The sequence below is a fragment of the Pseudomonas solani genome (assembly GCF_026072635.1).
Classification (GTDB): domain Bacteria; phylum Pseudomonadota; class Gammaproteobacteria; order Pseudomonadales; family Pseudomonadaceae; genus Metapseudomonas; species Metapseudomonas solani.
Genome location: NZ_AP023081.1, coordinates 2,756,525 through 2,774,011, shown reverse-complemented (window position 1 = coordinate 2,774,011; position 17,487 = coordinate 2,756,525). Strand labels below are relative to the sequence as shown.

15 protein-coding genes are annotated in these 17,487 nt (G+C 67.1%); 9 read left to right on the top strand and 6 right to left on the bottom strand.

Annotated elements, in window-relative coordinates; genetic code table 11:
• The first annotated feature begins 392 nt into the window (after window positions 1–392).
• Window positions 393–1,019 (top strand): response regulator transcription factor, encoded by a 627-nt coding sequence (locus PSm6_RS12530; protein ID WP_021218157.1) that lies wholly within the window; start codon window positions 393–395, stop codon window positions 1,017–1,019.
• Between the two features lie 4 nt (window positions 1,020–1,023).
• Here the strand turns inward: PSm6_RS12530 and PSm6_RS12525 are convergent, their stop codons facing one another.
• The 4 genes from PSm6_RS12525 to choX all read right to left on the bottom strand — a co-directional run bounded on the left by PSm6_RS12525 (window position 1,024) and on the right by choX (window position 4,538).
• Window positions 1,024–1,512, bottom strand: coding sequence for a thioesterase family protein (locus tag PSm6_RS12525; protein WP_265170315.1), 489 nt, complete (start codon window positions 1,510–1,512; stop codon window positions 1,024–1,026).
• A 69-nt stretch (window positions 1,513–1,581) separates the two neighbouring features.
• Window positions 1,582–2,547: an L-carnitine dehydrogenase gene (locus PSm6_RS12520; protein ID WP_265170314.1), complete on the bottom strand. Its 966-nt coding sequence runs from the start codon at window positions 2,545–2,547 to the stop codon at window positions 1,582–1,584.
• Window positions 2,548–2,612: 65 nt separating this feature from the next.
• Window positions 2,613–3,500: a 3-dehydrocarnitine:acetyl-CoA trimethylamine transferase CdhC gene (gene cdhC, locus PSm6_RS12515; protein ID WP_021218160.1), complete on the bottom strand. Its 888-nt coding sequence runs from the start codon at window positions 3,498–3,500 to the stop codon at window positions 2,613–2,615.
• 99 nt (window positions 3,501–3,599) lie between these two features.
• The gene (gene choX / locus PSm6_RS12510) at window positions 3,600–4,538 is read right to left on the bottom strand and encodes a choline ABC transporter substrate-binding protein (RefSeq protein WP_021218161.1); all 939 of its coding nucleotides are present in this window, start codon (window positions 4,536–4,538) and stop codon (window positions 3,600–3,602) included.
• A 237-nt stretch (window positions 4,539–4,775) separates the two neighbouring features.
• On the opposite strand from choX, the gene PSm6_RS12505 reads away from it, so the two are divergent.
• From PSm6_RS12505 to PSm6_RS12470, 8 genes are all read left to right on the top strand, one after another.
• On the top strand, window positions 4,776–5,786 hold the full coding sequence (locus tag PSm6_RS12505) for a GlxA family transcriptional regulator (protein ID WP_265170313.1): 1,011 nt from the start codon (window positions 4,776–4,778) through the stop codon (window positions 5,784–5,786).
• A gap of 217 nt (window positions 5,787–6,003) precedes the next feature.
• Entirely contained in the window at window positions 6,004–6,981 is a 978-nt protein-coding gene (locus tag PSm6_RS12500; protein ID WP_043240736.1) for a dipeptidase, read from the top strand.
• 209 nt (window positions 6,982–7,190) lie between these two features.
• Window positions 7,191–7,721, top strand: coding sequence for a DUF5943 domain-containing protein (locus tag PSm6_RS12495; protein WP_021218164.1), 531 nt, complete (start codon window positions 7,191–7,193; stop codon window positions 7,719–7,721).
• Between the two features lie 16 nt (window positions 7,722–7,737).
• A complete protein-coding gene (dgcA, locus tag PSm6_RS12490) occupies window positions 7,738–9,798 on the top strand; it encodes a dimethylglycine demethylation protein DgcA (protein ID WP_031287283.1) in 2,061 nt (686 codons plus the stop codon).
• 101 nt (window positions 9,799–9,899) lie between these two features.
• Window positions 9,900–11,864 carry a dimethylglycine demethylation protein DgcB gene (gene dgcB, locus PSm6_RS12485; RefSeq protein WP_265170312.1) on the top strand — a complete coding sequence of 655 codons (1,965 nt, stop codon included), beginning with the start codon at window positions 9,900–9,902 and terminating at the stop codon, window positions 11,862–11,864.
• 46 nt (window positions 11,865–11,910) lie between these two features.
• Entirely contained in the window at window positions 11,911–13,143 is a 1,233-nt protein-coding gene (etfA, locus tag PSm6_RS12480; protein WP_265170311.1) for an electron transfer flavoprotein subunit alpha, read from the top strand.
• Window positions 13,133–13,912, top strand: a complete 780-nt coding sequence (etfB, locus tag PSm6_RS12475) for an electron transfer flavoprotein subunit beta (RefSeq protein ID WP_021218168.1) — start codon at window positions 13,133–13,135, stop codon at window positions 13,910–13,912. Before etfA ends, etfB begins: the two co-directional genes overlap by 11 nt.
• Window positions 13,913–13,943: 31 nt before the next feature.
• On the top strand, window positions 13,944–14,189 hold the full coding sequence (locus PSm6_RS12470) for a hypothetical protein (protein WP_021218169.1): 246 nt from the start codon (window positions 13,944–13,946) through the stop codon (window positions 14,187–14,189).
• 244 nt (window positions 14,190–14,433) lie between these two features.
• On the opposite strand, the gene gbdR is transcribed toward PSm6_RS12470, so the two are convergent.
• Both gbdR and PSm6_RS12460 read right to left on the bottom strand, forming a co-directional pair.
• A complete protein-coding gene (gbdR, locus tag PSm6_RS12465) occupies window positions 14,434–15,534 on the bottom strand; it encodes a choline metabolism transcriptional regulator GbdR (protein WP_021218170.1) in 1,101 nt (366 codons plus the stop codon).
• A 414-nt stretch (window positions 15,535–15,948) separates the two neighbouring features.
• Complete coding sequence (locus PSm6_RS12460) at window positions 15,949–17,325, bottom strand: L-serine ammonia-lyase (RefSeq protein WP_043240747.1); 1,377 nt, start codon at window positions 17,323–17,325, stop codon at window positions 15,949–15,951.
• Between the last annotated feature and the right edge of the window lie 162 nt (window positions 17,326–17,487).

Sequence of the window (17,487 nt, the reverse complement as noted above, 5' to 3'; positions counted from 1 at the left end):
TCGTCTGAGTGCATTTAAAACTGCCTACATAGGCTGTAGGAAACTTCCCAAACACCCGGACCCGGCCTTCACCGCGAATATACTTCCCGCCTCACGTATTCAGCCAACTCCCCAGGCGCCACGGCCAAAAGACCCGTGGCCGCTGGCGTGACCCACTGGGATCACGTCAGGAATATTAGGAATTGTCTGAAAGACTTCAACATAACTTCCGAAGAAATATCCCATAGCGTCGGATCGACCTACAGCGGTTATTGATCCGCCTTGGGTAACTTGTTTGCGCTGCGCCCACCGGCAATTGCGCAAACACTCACCACGAAAACTTGCCCTTTAATCGAACGGCTTTGCGTGCGCGCCGTAGACCATTGGGAAACTCGCTAAGGAGTACTGAATAGATGAGTAAGATTCTGCTTATCGACAACCAACCGATGATCCGCTTCGCCACCCGCGTGCTGCTGGAGCGCGAGGGCTACGACATGGTCGGCGAGACCGAGAACGGTGTGGAAGGGCTGAGCCTGGCCCGCTCGCTCAAGCCGGACCTGGTCATCCTCGACATCGCCATCCCCAAGCTCGACGGCATGGAAGTGCTGACCCGCCTCGCCGCCATGGACGTCAACCTCAAGCTGCTGGTACTGACTTCGCTGCCCGCCGCGCTCTACGCCAACCGCTGCCTGCAGGCCGGCGCCACGGGCTATCTGTCCAAGCAGGAGCAGGCGGTCAGCCTGATCGCCGCGACCAAGTCGGTGCTCTCCGGCTACAGCCTGTTCCCCAGCACCGTGCACCTGCCGGTGCCGTCCCAGGCCGGCGAAGACACCCAGTTGCTGGACAGCCTCTCCGACCGTGAACTGGCGGTGCTGCAGAACCTGGCCAATGGCAAGAACAACAAGGAAATCGCCGAGCAGCTGTTCATCAGCCACAAGACGGTGAGCACCTACAAGTCGCGCCTGATGGACAAACTCAAGACCCGTAACCTGGTCGACCTGATCGACTTCGCCCGCCGCTACGCCCTGCCCACGCCCTGACCGCTCACCCCGCCGCTCGCGCGGACGGCAGGCCGATCACCCGTGCCACATGCACGGGTGGCGGCAGCTGCCGATGCGCCGCCGCCAGCCCGCCGACCCTCTCGGCGACCGTGCTGGCGAACGGCGTCGAGCGCGCACTCGCACTCTCCACGTTCATCAACATCTGCTCACTGGCCGCCAGCAATGCATCGCCACCCTCGGGGTACAGCCCGTGGTGGATGTGCAGGCGCTTGGCGTCGTGGGCGAGAACCTGGGTGCGCACCTCCACCCCGGCACCGAGCTTCACCTCGGCGAGAAAGTTGAGGTGGCACTCCAGCGTGTAGAGGGTGTGACCGCTGCTCGCCCGCCCCGCCTCGTCCAGGCCGATATGGTCCATCAGCGCATCGGTGGCGTAGCTGAAGATCAGCAGGTAGAACGCGTCGCGCAGGTGGCCGTTGTAGTCCACCCATTCGGCGGGAATGGAGGTGCGGTAGGTGGTGAGGGCTTGGCTCATGGCGATTCCTGGCGATGGCCCTCTCCCAGGGAGAGGGCCGGTTCGAAGTAGCGGGAGGTCCGTGGGGCGTCAGTCGGCGAAGGCGAAGCCGTGCTTCTCCTTGGTCGCCTTCACCGCGTCGAGCACCGCCAGCAGGCAGTCATCACGATAGCGCTCCAGCTCGGCGATGCTGCGCGAGCCCTGCTGCTCGCTGGTGCCTTCCACCACGCTGTCGATCAGCGCCTCGGTCAGCTCCGGGGCCGGCAGGTAGGTCCAGGGCAGCTGCAGCGCCGGGCCGAACTGCGCCATGAAGTGGCGCATGCCGGCATTGCCACCCGCCAGGGTGTAAGTGAGGAAGGTGCCCATGAAGGACCAGCGCAGCCCCGCGCCAAAGCGAATTGCATCGTCGATCTCGCCAGTGCTGGCAACGCCGTCGTTGACCAGGTGCAACGCCTCGCGCCACAGCGCTTCCAGCAGGCGGTCGGCGATGAAGCCGGGCACTTCCTTGCGCACGTGCAGGGGGCGCATGCCCAGCGCGGTGTAGATCTTTATCGCCGCCTGCACGGCCTCCGGCGCGGTCTTCTCGCCGCCCACCACTTCCACCAGCGGCAGCAGGTAGACCGGGTTGAACGGGTGGCCCACCACGCAACGTTCCGGGTGCAAGGCGTCGGTGTAGAACTCGCTGGGCAGCAGGCCCGAGGTGCTGGAGCCGATGATCGCCTCCGGGCGCGCCGCCGCGCTGATGCGGGCGTGCAGGTCGAGCTTCAGGTCGAGCCGCTCGGGCGCGCTTTCCTGGATGAAGTCGGCGTCGCGCACGCACTCCTCGACCGTCTCGACGAAGCGCAGGCGCTCCTGGGAGGCGCCCGGCGCCAGGCCCTGCTTCTGCAGCGCCGGCCAGGCGTTGGCGATGCGGGTGCGCAGGGCGGCTTCGGCACCGGGCGCCGGGTCCCAGGCGACGACGTCGAGGCCGTGGGCCAGGGCGCGGGCGACCCAGCCGCTGCCGATGACGCCGCTGCCGAGGGCGGCGAAGGTCTTGATGTGGGTGATGAAGGCCATGGTGGCTCCTGGTCCTGTGTTCGATAGGGGGGACACGAGCTGATGCCCGGGCTAGGGGAGAAACGTCAGCCGCGGCGCTTGAGGTTCATCTTCTCGCGGCCCTCGGCCGGGCTCAGGGCGCGGCCACCGAGGCGCTCGATGATCTCCACCGCCCGCTCCACCAGTTGGCCGTTGCTGGCGTGCACGCCACGGTCGAGCCAGATGTTGTCCTCCAGGCCGACGCGCACGTTGCCGCCCAGCAGCATGGCCTGGGCGACCATGGGCATCTGCGAACGGCCGATGCCGAAGCCGGCCCAGGTGGCGCCCGCCGGCAGGTTGTCGGCCATGGCCTTCATGGTGGTGGTGTCCGCCGGGGCGCCCCAGGGGATGCCCAGGCAGATCTGGAACAGCGGGTCGTCCAGCAGCCCCTCCTTGAGCATCTGCTTGGCGAACCACAGGTGCCCGGTGTCGAAGATTTCCAGCTCGGCCTTCACCCCCAGCTCGGTGATGCGCTTGGCGCCGGCGCGCAGTTGCGCGGGGGTGGAGACGTAGATGAAATCGCCATCGCCGAAGTTGAGCGTGCCGCAGTCCAGGGTGCAGATCTCCGGCAGCAGCTCTTCCACATGCTTGAGCCGCTCCAGCGGGCCCACCAGGTCGGTGCCGGCGCCGAACTCCAGGGGCTGCTCGCCCTTGCCGATCTCCAGGTCGCCGCCCATGCCGGCGGTGAGGTTGATGATCACGTCGGTGTCGCTCTCGCGGATGCGCTCCACCAGCTCGCGGTAGAGCGCCACGTCGCGGCTGGGCTTGCCGGTGCGCGGGTCGCGCACGTGGCAGTGGGCGACCGTGGCGCCGGCCTTGGCCGCTTCGATGGCGGCGGCGGCGATCTCCTTCGGCGTGACCGGGATGGCCGGGTGCTTGCCGACGGTATCGCCGGCGCCGGTTACCGCACAGGTGACGATGACTTCATGGTTCACGGTTGCAACATCCTTTCTTGGAGGCGATCGGGTGCCGTGCGCGGCGACCCGCGCACGGGAGGAAGCGAAGCGTTGGTAACGGCAGCGAAGCTGCAGGAGCTACTTGAGCGAGGCGATGGCCGTCTCGGCGCCGTTCTTGCCGTCGAAGGTGGTCACCCCGGCGAGCCAGGCCTTGACCACGTCGGGGTTGGCCTTGATCCATTCGCGGGCGACCTTGGCCGGCGCCTCGCGCTCCATGATCGGCTGCATCAGGCGGCTCTCCTGCTCGCTGGTGAAGCGCAGGTTGGTGAGCAGGCGGTCGGCGTTGGGGCAGCGCTGGGCGAAGTCCGGCGCGGTGACGGTGGAGACGGTGGCGGCGCCGTCGTTGGGGCCGAACACGTCATGGCTGCCGGTGAGGTAGGTGATCGGCATCTGGATGTTCATCGGGTGCGGCTTCCAGCCGAAGAACACCACCGGCTTGTGGTTCTTCACCGCCCGCGACACGGCGGTGAGCATGGCCGCTTCGCTGGACTCCACCAGCTTGAAGCCGCCGAGGCCGAACTGGTTCTCGTCGATCATCTTCTTGATCGCCATGTTGGCCCCGGAACCGGATTCGATGCCGTAGATCTTGCCGTCCAGCTGGTCCTTGTAGCGGGCGATGTCGGCGAAGGTCTTCAGCCCCTCCTCCGCCGTGTAGGTGGGCACCGCGAGCACGGCCACGGCATCCTCCAGGGACGGCTTGGGCGCCACCTTCACCGACGCGCTGTCGAGGAAGGGCTGGATGTTGTCGTCCATGATCGGCTTCCAGTAGCCGAGGAACACGTCCACCTGCTTCTTCTGGATGCCGGCGAAGATGATCTGCTGCGACGCCTGGGTCTGGGTGGTTTCGTAGCCGAGGCCGGCCAGCAGCTCGGACGCCACGGCGGTGGTGGCGACCACGTCGGTCCAGCCGACCGCGCCGATGCGGATCTTCTGGCAACTGGCGTCGTCCGCCGCCAGCAGGGTGGAACTGAACAGGGTGAGAAGACAGCAACCCGCGAGTGCGTTGAGACCTTTCATCGAATGCTCCCCTACAGCCATACGGTTATCGGACCATGCGGCCCGTCTGTTGTTGTGCCGGGGCTCTTGGCGCCCCGCCGTTCGCGGGCCCTGTTGCACCCGTGGCAGCCAGATTACGCAGCGCCAAACCGGCCAAATCGAACTAAAACGACCGAATGTTGAACGGGAACGACCTCCTGCATTGCCTTGTCCGCCGTCCTGCCTTTTAGTGTGACAACGCCCCGACAGGACGCCCCGATGCCCCAGACCCTGTGGTTCCTCCTGCTGCCCGGTTTTTCCATGATGGGCCTGATGTCCGCAATCGAGCCCCTGCGCGTGGCCAACCGCTTCCGTGGCGAACTCTACCGCTGGCGCCTGCTGAGTGTGGACGGCGGCGCGGTGCAAGGCAGCAACGGCATGTCCCTCAACGTCGACGCGGGGCTGGAGCGTCCCGGCGCCAGCGACAGCCTGTTCGTGGTGGCCGGCTTCGAACCCCTGGCCAGCTTCACCCCGCGCCTGGCCCACTGGCTCAAGCGCACCGACCTCGACGGCGCCACCCTCGGCGGCATCGACACCGGCAGCTTCGTGCTCGCCGAGGCCGGCCTCTTCGCCCGCCAGCGCCTGACCCTGCACTGGGAGGCCATCGACGCCTTCCAGGAACGCTACCCCGGCCTGTTGCCGACCCAGGAGCTGTTCGAAATCGATGGCCGTCGCATCACCAGCGCCGGCGGCACCGCCACCCTCGACCTGATGCTCACCCTGATCGGCCGCGACCACGGCGACGAACTGGCGGTGGAGGTCTCCGAGCAGTTCGTCCTCGGTCGCATCCGCACCCGCCAGGATCACCAGCGCATGCAGATCACCCGCCGCTACGGCGTGCACAACCGCAAGCTGGTGCAGGTGATCGGCGAGATGGAGCGCCACAGCGAGCAGCCCCTGGGCTCCGCCGAACTGGCCGCCCTGGTGGGCGTCACCCCGCGCCAGCTGGAGCGCCTGTTCCGCCTGCACCTGGATGACACGCCATCCGGCTTCTACCTGGCCCTGCGCCTGGAGAAGGCCCGCCAGCTGCTGCGCCAGACCGACATGGGCGTGCTGGAGATCGGCCTCGCCTGCGGTTTCGAATCCTCCTCCTATTTCTCCCGCTGCTACCGCAACCGCTTCGCCGCCTGCCCCAGCCAGGACCGCCACGAACACCCGGCCAGCGAAACAGCGCCACCCGGCACGCACACGCAACGCCCGACACGATCAACGACGGATCAGCGCATCTGAGCGCAGATCGGCGCCGTTCACCCCGCACTCCCCATCGCATCCAAGCGCATCGGCCAGCCCCGCTGCCAACCGTCTTGCCCATCCACGACCCCGCATTGACGCTTTCGGCAATACCCCGGTCGTTTTTGCGCGATAGCGCCGAAAGCCCCGGCGATATGCTCGGTTCAAAGCGCCGGCAGAAGATTCGGCGCGCCAAGAATCAAAAGGGGACAGCCTGATGAGCCCAGCCGAATTGCACGCCGACAGCATCGTCATCGATGGCCTGATCATCGCCAAATGGAACCGCGAACTCTTCGAGGACATGCGCAAGGGCGGCCTGACTGCGGCCAACTGCACCGTCTCCGTCTGGGAAGGCTTCCAGGCCACGGTGAACAACATCGCCGCCAGCCAGAAGCTGATCCGCGAGAACAGCGACCTGGTGATGCCCGTGCGCACCACGGCGGACATCCGCAAGGCCAAGGAACAGGGCAAGACCGGCATCCTCTTCGGCTTCCAGAACGCCCACGCCTTCGAAGACCAGATCGGCTACGTCGAGGTGTTCAAGCAGCTCGGCGTCGGCATCGTGCAGATGTGCTACAACACCCAGAACCTGGTGGGTACCGGCTGCTACGAGCGCGATGGCGGGCTCTCCGGCTTCGGTCGCGAGATCGTCGCCGAGATGAACCGCGTCGGCGTCATGTGCGACCTCTCCCACGTCGGCTCCAAGACCTCCGAGGAAGTCATCCTCGAATCGAAGAAGCCCGTCTGCTACTCCCACTGCCTGCCGTCGGGCCTGAAGGAACACCCGCGCAACAAGTCCGATGAAGAGCTGAAGTTCATCGCCGACCACGGCGGCTTCGTCGGCGTGACCATGTTCGCGCCCTTCCTCGCCAAGGGCATCGACTCCACCATCGACGACTATGCCGAGGCCATCGAATACACGATGAACATCGTCGGCGAGGACGCCATCGGCATCGGCACCGACTTCACCCAGGGCCATGGCCAGGACTTCTTCGAGTACCTGACCCACGACAAGGGCTACGCCCGGCGCCTGACCAACTTCGGCAAGATCATCAACCCGCTGGGCATCCGCACCGTGGGCGAATTCCCCAACCTCACCGAAACCCTGCTCAAACGCGGCCACAGCGAACGCGTGGTGCGCAAGATCATGGGCGAGAACTGGGTGAATGTCCTGAAGGACGTCTGGGGCGAATGATGAATGCCCCCGGAGCCTGCTGCGCCCACCGATAGCTGCGTCGCGTCCTCGCGACAGGCTCGCCGTACATGCGTACTGCTCTCGCCTGTCGCTGCGGGTCTCCTGGCTCTCGGCGCGCTCGCGACGGCTCCACGGGCATTCATCGGCACTTTTCAAACATGAGACGGGGCGTCGCCCCATCAACAAAGCGAATTCCGGAGCTTGAACACATGGCCAAACACGCCCCCGAACTGCCCATCGAAGTCGACAGCGAAACCGGCGTCTGGACCAGCGACGCGCTGCCCATGCTCTATGTGCCGCGGCATTTCTTCGTCAACAACCACATCGGCATCGAAGAGGTGCTGGGCGCCGACGCCTATGCCGAGATCCTCTACAAGGCCGGCTACAAGTCCGCCTGGCACTGGTGCGAGAAAGAAGCCGAATGCCACGGCCTGGAAGGCGTCGCGGTGTTCGAGCACTACATGAAGCGCCTGTCCCAGCGCGGCTGGGGCCTGTTCAAGATCCAGGACATCGACCTCGACAAGGGCACCGCCAGCGTCAAGCTCGAGCACTCCGCCTTCGTCTACGTCTACGGCAAGGTCGGGCGCAAGGTCGACTACATGTTCACCGGCTGGTTCGCCGGAGCCATGGACCAGATCCTGGCCGCGCGCGGCAGCAGCATCCGCACCGTCGCCGAGCAGGTCTACAGCGGCTCGGAAGCAGGCCACGACGATGGCCTGTTCATCGTCAAACCCCTCTGAGGCGAGGCACGGCATCATGGCGTTCGAAGCAATGTTCCAGCCGATCCAGATCGGCAAACTGACCATCCGCAACCGCGTGCTCAGTACCGCCCACGCCGAGGTCATCGCCACCGATGGCGGCATGACCACCGAGCGCTACGTGAAGTACTACGAGGAGAAGGCCAAGGGCGGCATCGGCCTGGCCATCTGCGGCGGCTCGTCCGTGGTGTCCAGCGACAGCCCGCAGCAATGGTGGAGTTCGGTGAACCTCTCCACCGACCGCATCATCCCGCACTTCCAGAACCTCGCCGACGCCATGCACAAGCACGGCGCCAAGATCATGATCCAGATAACCCACATGGGCCGACGCTCGCGCTGGGACGGCTTCAACTGGCCGACCCTGATGTCGCCTTCCGGTATTCGTGAGCCCGTGCACCGCGCCACCTGCAAGACCATCGAGATCGAAGAGATCTGGCGCGTCATCGGCGACTTCGCCCAGGCTGCGCGCCGCGCCAAGGCCGGCGGCCTGGACGGCGTCGAGCTCTCCGCCGTGCACCAGCACATGATCGACCAGTTCTGGAGCCCGCGCGTCAACAAGCGCACCGACGAATGGGGTGGCACCTTCGAAGGCCGCATGAAATTCGGCCTGGAAGTGCTCAAGGCGGTGCGCGAGGAAGTCGGCCCCGACTTCTGCGTGGGCCTGCGCATCTCCGGTGACGAATTCCACCCGGACGGTCTGTCCCACGAGGACATGAAGCAGATCGCCAAGTACTACTGCGACACCGGCATGCTCGACTTCATCGGCGTGGTCGGCTCCGGCGCCGACACCCACAACACCCTGGCCAACGTCATCCCCAACATGAGCTTCCCGCCGGAGCCCTTCCTGCACCTGGCGGCCGGCATCAAGGAAGTGGTCAACGTCCCGGTGCTGCACGCGCAGAACATCAAGGACCCGAACCAGGCCACGCGCATCCTCGAAGGCGGCTACGTCGACATGGTCGGCATGACCCGCGCCCACATCGCCGACCCGCACCTGATCGCCAAGATCAAGATGGGCCAGGTGGACCAGATCAAGCAGTGCGTCGGCGCCAACTACTGCATCGACCGCCAGTACCAGGGCCTGGACGTGCTGTGCATCCAGAACGCCGCCACCACCCGTGAGTACATGGGCCTGCCGCACATCATCGAGAAGACCACCGGCAAGAAGCGCAAGGTGGTCATCGTCGGGGGCGGCCCGGCCGGCATGGAAGCGGCACGCGTCGCCGCCGAACGCGGCCACGACGTGACCCTGTTCGAGAAGAAGGACCAGCTCGGCGGGCAGATCAGCATCGCCGCCAAGGCACCGCAGCGCGACCAGATCGCCGGCATCACCCGCTGGTACCAGCTGGAGATCGCCCGCCTCGGCGTCGACCTGCGCCTGGGCACCGGTGCCGATGTGGATACCATCCTCGATCTGCGCCCGGACATCGTCGTCCTGGCCAACGGCGGCCATCCCTTCATCGAGCAGAACGAACACTGGGGCGCAGCGGAAGGCCTGGTGGTCAGCGCCTGGGACATCCTCGACGGCAAGGTCGCGCCCGGCCGCAACGTGCTGGTCTACGACACCATCTGCGAGTTCGGCGGCATGTCGGCGGCGGACTATCTTTCCGAGAAGGGCTCCCAGGTCGAGATCGTCACCGACGACACCAAGCCCGGCGTCGCCATGGGCGGCACCACCTTCCCCACCTACTACCGCAGCATGTACCCCAAGGAAGTGATCATGACCGGCGACCTGGTGCTGGAGAAGGTCTACCGCGAGGGCGACAAGCTGGTGGCGCTGTTGGAGAACGAATACACCGGCGCCCGCGAGGAACGCGTAGTCGACCAGGTCGTCATCGAAAACGGCGTGCGCCCCGACGAGAGCCTGTACTACGCGCTCAAGCAGGGCTCGCGCAACAAGGGCCAGATCGACGTCGACGCACTGTTCGAGATCCGCCCGCAGCCCTGCCTGGCCGAAACCGGCGACGGCTACCTGCTGTTCCGCATCGGCGACTGCGGCGCACCGCGCAACGTGCACGCGGCGATCTACGACGCCCTGCGGTTGTGCAAGGACTTCTAAGAAGCTTGAAGCTGGAGGCCTGAAGCTTGAAGCCAAGAGCGGCACACACCGCTTCCAGCTTCCAGCTTCCGGCTTCCAGCTCCCCAACCGGGTGAGCTGCAATGCTGAACACTATTCTCCCCATCCTGCTCTTCGTCGCCCTGGTACTGGCCGTACTCGGCGCCGCCAAGCGCTTCCTCATGTGGCGCCGGGGCCGGCCGGCGAAGGTCGACTGGCTGGGTGGCCTGCTGGCCATGCCGCGCCGCTACCTGGTGGACCTGCACCACGTGGTCGAGCGCGACAAGTACATGTCCAAGACCCACGTGGCCACGGCCGGCGGCTTCGTCCTGGCGGCGCTGCTGGCGATCCTCGTGCATGGCTTCGGGCTGCACAGCCGCATCCTCGGCTTCGCCCTGCTGGGTGCCACGGCGCTGATGTTCGTCGGCGCGCTGTTCGTCGCCAAGCGCCGCCTCGACCCGCCCTCGCGGCTGTCGAAAGGCCCCTGGATGCGCCTGCCGAAGAGCCTGCTGATGTTCGCCGCGAGCTTCTTCATCGCCACCCTGCCGGTGGCCGGCATCCTCCCGGCCGGCTTCGGCGGCTGGTTCCTCGCGGCCATCCTCGCCGTCGGCGTGGCCTGGGGCGTGTCCGAGCTGTTCTTCGGCATGACCTGGGGCGGGCCGATGAAGCACGCCTTCGCCGGCGCCCTGCACCTGGCCTGGCACCGCCGCGCCGAACGCTTCGGCGGCGGCCGTTCCACCGGCCTCAAAGCCCTGGACCTGGCCGACCCGAGCGCGCCCCTGGGCGTGGAAAAGCCCACCGACTTCACCTGGAACCAGCTGCTCGGCTTCGACGCCTGCGTGCAGTGCGGCAAGTGCGAGGCCATGTGCCCGGCCTTCGCCGCCGGCCAGCCGCTGAACCCGAAGAAGCTGATCCAGGACATGGTCATCGGCCTGGCCGGCGGCAATGACGCCAACTTCGCCGGCAGCCCCTACCCAGGCAAGCCCCTGGGCGAACACAGCGGCGGCCCGCACCAGCCCATCGTCGCCCTGCAGGGCAAGGCCCTGGTGGACGCCGAGACGCTCTGGTCCTGCACCACCTGCCGCGCCTGCGTCGAGGAGTGCCCGATGATGATCGAGCACGTCGACGCCATCGTCGACATGCGCCGCCACCTCACCCTGGAAAAGGGCGCCACCCCGAACAAGGGCGCCGAGGTGCTGGAAAACCTCATCGCCACCGACAACCCCGGCGGCTTCGCCCCCGGCGGGCGGCTCAACTGGGCGGCGGACCTGAACCTGCCGCTGATGAGCGAGAAGAAACAGGCCGACGTGCTGTTCTGGGTCGGCGACGGCGCCTTCGATATGCGCAACCAGCGCACCCTGCGGGCCTTCGTGAAGATCCTCAAGGCCGCCGAGGTCGACTTCGCGGTGCTCGGCCTGGAAGAGCGCGACAGCGGCGACGTGGCCCGGCGTCTGGGCGACGAAGCCACCTTCCAGCAGCTGGCCCGGCGCAACATCGCCACGCTTTCGCAGTACCGCTTCACGCGCATCGTCAGCTGCGACCCCCACAGCTTCCACGTGCTGAAGAACGAATACGGCGCCCTCGGCGGTCACTACCAGGTGCTGCACCACAGCACCTTCATCGACGAACTGGTACAGGGCGGCGCGCTGAACCTCGGCCAGAGCAAGGCCGGTGCCGTGACCTACCACGACCCCTGCTACCTGGGCCGCTACAACGGCGAGTACGAAGCCCCGCGCGCCGTGCTCAAGGCCATCGGCATCGAGGTGAAGGAAATGGCCCGCTCCGGCTTCCGCTCCCGCTGCTGTGGCGGCGGCGGTGGCGCACCGATCACCGACATCCCCGGCAAGCAACGCATCCCCGACATGCGCATGGTCGACATCAAGGAGACCGGCGCCGAGGTGGTGGCCGTGGGTTGCCCGCAATGCACCGCGATGCTCGAAGGCGTGGTCGCGCCGCGCCCGGAGATCAAGGACATCGCCGAGCTGGTAGCCGAGGTGCTGGTCGAGGCCCCGGCAGAAGCGAAGAAGCCGGCAGCGGCGAAACGCGAAGCCGTGGCGGAGGTGCATTGATGCAACACCTTGCCCACCTGTGCCCCTCCCGCACGGAGATACAACGATGAGCGACATCATCCGCCGCGACCCGCGTGCCGAGCGTATCGCCCGCAATCGCCTGCACCCCCTGCACGCCGCAATGCAGCAGCAGGGCCAGACCCGCTGGATGGGGCCCAACGGCGTCATCCGCAAGAACCCCCACGCCATCGCCGTCGGCTTCATCGGCCCCGCCGGCATCAAGCGCATCGACCGCAGCGGCGCCCAGCAGGGCACCAGCGGCAAGCGCAGCGGTGCCAGCGAGGCGGTGCAACTGCCGCTGCATGTGGTGGCGCAACCGGCGTTCTACATCGCCGTGGTGCCGGACATGGTCGGCGGCCGACTCGGCAGCCACGACAAGGACCTGCTCGGCCTGGCCAGCAAGCTCGCCGGCCAGGACGGCGCGGTGGTCGCGGTGCTGTTCGGCGACGACAAGGAAACCGCCTTCGACAGCGCCGGCATCGACCGCATCCTGCGCATCCAGGGCGAGGCCTTCGACGGCTACGCGCCGGAAGCGCGGGTACTGGCCCTGAGCGCGGTGGAGAGCCAGCTAGCCCCGCGCCACTGGCTGCTGCCTGATAGCCGCAGCGGCGGTGGCGAACTGGGTCGGCGCCTGGCCGCCAAGCTCGGCGAGCGCCCCGCCACCCGCGTCTGGCAGGTGGATGGCGAGCACTGCAGCGGTCGCGCCGGTGCCGGTCGCGAGGACCTGGTGCGCGCCACGCCGCGGCTGATCCTGGCCGCCGCCGAGTGCGCCGAGCCGGTCAGCGAGACCCGCCACGAAGCCAGCCCCATCGAACTGCAGGCCAGCATCGCCCGCAGCCTGCCGCGCATCGAGGACCTCGGCGCAGTGGCCGTGGACCCGGCGCAGATTCCCATGGCCGAGGCCGAATTCATCCTGTCCGGCGGCAACGGCGTGAAGGACTGGGCGCAGTTCCACGAAGCGGCCAAGGTACTGGGCGCCACCGAGGGCGCCTCCCGCGTCGCGGTGGACGACGGCCACATGCCGCGCAACCGCCAGGTCGGCGCCACCGGCACCTGGGTCACCGCACGGGTCTACCTGGCGGTGGGCATCTCCGGCGCCATCCAGCACCTGCAGGGCATAGGCGCCTGCGACAAGGTGATCGCGGTGAACATGGACCCGGGCTGCGACATGATCAAACGTGCCGATCTCTCGGTGATCGGCGACTCCGGCGCCATCCTCGCCGCACTGATCGAACGGATCACCGCACACCGTCAGGGAGGCGCACGCGATGCCGCATGACGCACTGAACATCGTCGCCCTGGTCTCGGTCGGCGCTCACCCCACCTCCGGCCGCCCACGGCGTGCGGAGCAGGACGCGCGGGCCGTGGAACTCGGCCTGCGCCTGGGTGGCGAACGCCTGCAGGTGCTGCACGCCGGCAACCCGCGCGAGGAGGCCCTGCGCGCCTACCTGGGCATGGGCCTGGCGCAGATCGCCGTGCTCGAACAACCCGCCCAGGCCGATGCGCTACCCGCCCTGGCCGATTACCTCGCCGAGGCCGGTGCGCAACTGGTGCTCACCGGCAGCCAGGCGGAAACCGGCGAAGGCTCGGGCATGCTGCCCTTCCTGCTGGCCGAGCGGCTCGGCTGGCCGCTGGTGGTGGGCCTGGCCGAAGTGGAGAAGGTGGAGAACGGCGTGGCCCAGGTGCTGCAAGCCCTGCCCCGTGGCCAGCGGCGCCGCCTGCGGGTGCGCCTGCCGTTTCTCGCCAGCGTCGACAACGCCGCCCCGGTGGGACGCCAGAGTGCCTTCGGCCCGGCGCGACGCGGCACGCTCAAGGCCTGCGACGTCGAGGTGGTTGAAGACGCGCTGCTGGCCGAGGCACGCTTGCAGCCGGCACGGCCCAGGCCCAAGCGCCTCAAGGTGATCAAGGCCAAGACCGGCGCCGAGCGCATGAAGGCGGCCACGGCCAAGGCTTCAGGCGGGGGCGGCAAGGTGCTCAAGGACCTGTCGCCAGACGAGGGTGCCGAGGCTATCTTCAAGCTGTTGATGGAAGAAGGAGTGCTGCGCTGACGCGCAGCCCGATGACCGGAGGAGACAGGCCATGATGCATGCCGATCTGATCGACCAGGAAGATTTCCGCGAGCGCCTTGTGGCGCTGGGGCTGGCCATTCCCTCGGGGGTGAGCGCCGAACAGGCTTGCGAGCACGCCGTAAGCGGCCTCAGCCCCGAACGCGCCGTGGCCCTGCGGCGCCTGGTGGAGGAACTGCTGGGAGGCCGCGCCACCCTGCTGCCCAACGTGCGCGAGGCCATCTCCCGTACCCTGCTGCCGGCGCTGGTACCGCGCTGATCCACCCGCAACGAAAAAGGGCGCCGATGGCGCCCTTTTTCATGCCCGGAACCCATGCACACAGCCCCGTAGGATGGCGTAGAGCGAAGCGAAACCCATCACTCTCGGGCACAGACATGACCCTGGCGCTGGCCGGGCAGCATGGGTTCGCGGAGCTCGCGGAACGCCGCCCGACCCATCCTACGAATTGCGCTCGGAACTGGCCTCCGGGGTAAAAGGGGCCGCTGTGCGGCCCCGGGAGGTTTTACAACCGCACGCTGGCGAAGGTGGATTCACCCTGGGCGCGGGTGAGGGCCGCCATGGCGGTGGAGGACGAAGGCCGCATCAGGTCCTCGGGCATGGGCACCAAGGCGACCACGTTGGCGTTCTGGTTGGCGCGCTCGTCACGCGGCGGGATGCCGAAGTACTCGCGGTAGCACTTGGAGAAGTGCGGCGTGGAGACGAAGCCACATACCGAGGCCACTTCGATGATCGACATCGCCGTCTGCTTGAGCAGCTGGCGCGCGCGGATCAGGCGCAGCTTCAGGTAGTAGCGCGACGGCGAGCAGTGCAGGTACTTCTGGAACAGGCGCTCCAGCTGGCGGCGGGACACGTCGACGTAGCAGGCCAGTTCGTCCAGATCGATGGGCTCCTCGAGGTTGGCCTCCATCAGCGCGACGATTTCCTGCAGCTTCGGCTGGTTGGTGCCGAGCATGTGCTTGAGCGGCACGCGCTGGTGGTCCTGCTCGTTGCGGATGCGCTCGTAGATGAACATCTCGGAGATCGCCGCCGCCAGTTCGCGGCCGTGCTCGCGGGCGATCAGGTGCAACATCATGTCCATCGGCGCGGTGCCGCCGGAGGAGGTGTTGCGGTTGCGGTCGATGGAGAACAGGCGGGTGGTGATGGCGGCGCGGGGGAAGGCCTCCTGCATCGCCGCCAGGCATTCCCAGTGCACGCTGCAGTCGTAGCCATCGAGCAGGCCGGCCTTGGCCAGCGCCCAGCTGCCGGTGCACACGGCGCCGAGTTGGCGGCCCTGGCGCGCCTGGGATTGCAGCCACTGCAGGTGTTCACGGGTAACGCTGTGCTGGATATCGACGCCGCCGCAGACGATCACCGCATCCAGTGCCGGGGCGTTCTCCAGGCCCGCATCGGGAGTGATCTGCAAGCCATCGCTGGCGCTTACCGGCAGGCCCGTCTGGGTCAGGGTGAACCAGCGGTAGAGCTCCTTGCCGGACAGCTGGTTGGCCATGCGCAGCGGTTCCACTGCCGAGGCCAGGGAGATCAGGGTGAAGTTGTCCAGCAGCAGGAAGCCGATGGATTGGGGTGCGCGGTTCTGGGGCTGGGAGCCCTGGTTGGACTGTGACATCTGAAAACCCTCACGCTAAACACGCTGTGAACCTTCGTTGCGAGGTTCTCTTCTTATGGTTCTGGTACGGCGACTGACCCAGACGGTTGCCCCTGATACGAGGCAAAGGTCATGCCTAAATTGTTCAGCCGTTCAATAAAAATGCATAAGCGCATCCAAACCCCATGCCAGCGGGGCTAGGCGAGAGCGACAGAAATATTCTGTTAACGACCGCCAGGCCGCGTGACTCCTGGGGTCTGGGGCATTAGGTAGCACCCGCTGGTGGTGCCGTTGTCACCCCGCTACATCCAGGAATACCGGGCGTAACAGACGGACGGCAGCGCAGGTGACCGAATGGTCACGCGGGGCGCTGGCAGCGCCCCGGAGCGTCGCACCAAAAGCTGGCAAGGCGACGCGCCGGGGAGCGAAAGCGGGTCAGCATTCGATGGCGCTGACGGCCAGGCCGCCGCGCGAGGTTTCCTTGTACTTGTCGTGCATGTCCGCGCCGGTATCGCGCATGGTGCGGATCACCTGGTCGAGGGAGATGAAGTGCTCGCCGTCGCCGCGCAAGGCCATCTGTGCCGCGTTGATGGCCTTCACCGCCGCGATGGCATTGCGCTCGATGCAGGGCACCTGCACCAGCCCGCCCACCGGGTCGCAGGTGAGCCCGAGGTTGTGCTCCAGGCCGATCTCGGCGGCGTTCTCCAGCTGTTCCGGGGTAGCACCGAGCACTTCGGCCAGGCCGGCGGCGGCCATGGCGCAGGCCGAGCCGACCTCGCCCTGGCAGCCCACCTCGGCGCCGGAGATGGACGCGTTCTTCTTGCACAGGATGCCCACGGCGGCGGCGCCCAGCAGGTAGTCCACCACGTCGCCGTCGGAGGCCTCGGGGTTGAACTTCATGTAGTAGTGCAGCACCGCCGGGATGATGCCCGCCGCGCCATTGGTGGGCGCGGTGACCATGCGCCCGCCGGCGGCGTTCTCCTCGTTCACCGCCAGGGCGAAGAGGTTGACCCACTCCATGGCGCTCATGGTCGAGCCGATGACATTGGGTTTGCCCAGCTCCTGCAGGCTGCGGTGCAGCCTGGCGGCGCGGCGACGCACGTTGAGGCCGCCGGGCAGGATGCCTTCCTGGCTCAGGCCGTTGTCCACGCATTCGCGCATGGCGTCCCACAGGCGCAGCAGCCCGGCGCGGATATCCGCCTCGCTGCGCCAGGCCTTCTCGTTGGCCAGCATCAGTTCGGAAACCCGCAAGCCATGGCGCTTGCACAGCTGCAACAGCTCCTCGGCGCTGGAGAAGTCGTAGGGCAGCCGGGTGTGATCCTGGTCGAGCTGGCCGGCGGCGGCCTGCTCGGCGTCGACGACGAAACCGCCGCCGACGGAATAGTAGGTGTCGCGGTGCAGCTCGCCGCTCTCACCGAAGGCCACCAGGGTCATGGCGTTGGGGTGGTAGGGCAGGTTCTCGTCGAGCAGGCGCATGTCACGCTGCCAGTCGAAGGGCACCGGCAGGCGACCATCCAGCGGCAAGGTGCCGCTGGCGAGCAGCTCGGCGATACGCGGGGCAATCTGCTTGGGGTCGATGCGGTCCGGCCACTCGCCCATCAGGCCCATGATCACGGCACGGTCGGTGCCATGGCCGATGCCGGTAGCGGAAAGCGAGCCGTAGAGGTTCACCTCCAGGCGCGTCACCCGCTCCAGCAGCTGGCGCTCACGCAGAGCGCCGACGAAGAGCACCGCAGCGCGCATGGGGCCGACGGTATGGGAACTGGAGGGACCGATACCGATCTTGAACAGGTCGAACACGCTGATAGCCACGATGGTCTCCGCGACGGGTGATGGGGCGTGGCCGACATCATCTGCATTTCCACCGCGAGCCGGCGTCCCACACCGACCCGCTCGTGTCCAAATACGCCGCGGCGTCATGGATGAAAAAGCGACAGCACCTTCCTGCTTGCGACCTGCTTCGTAGAAGCCCGC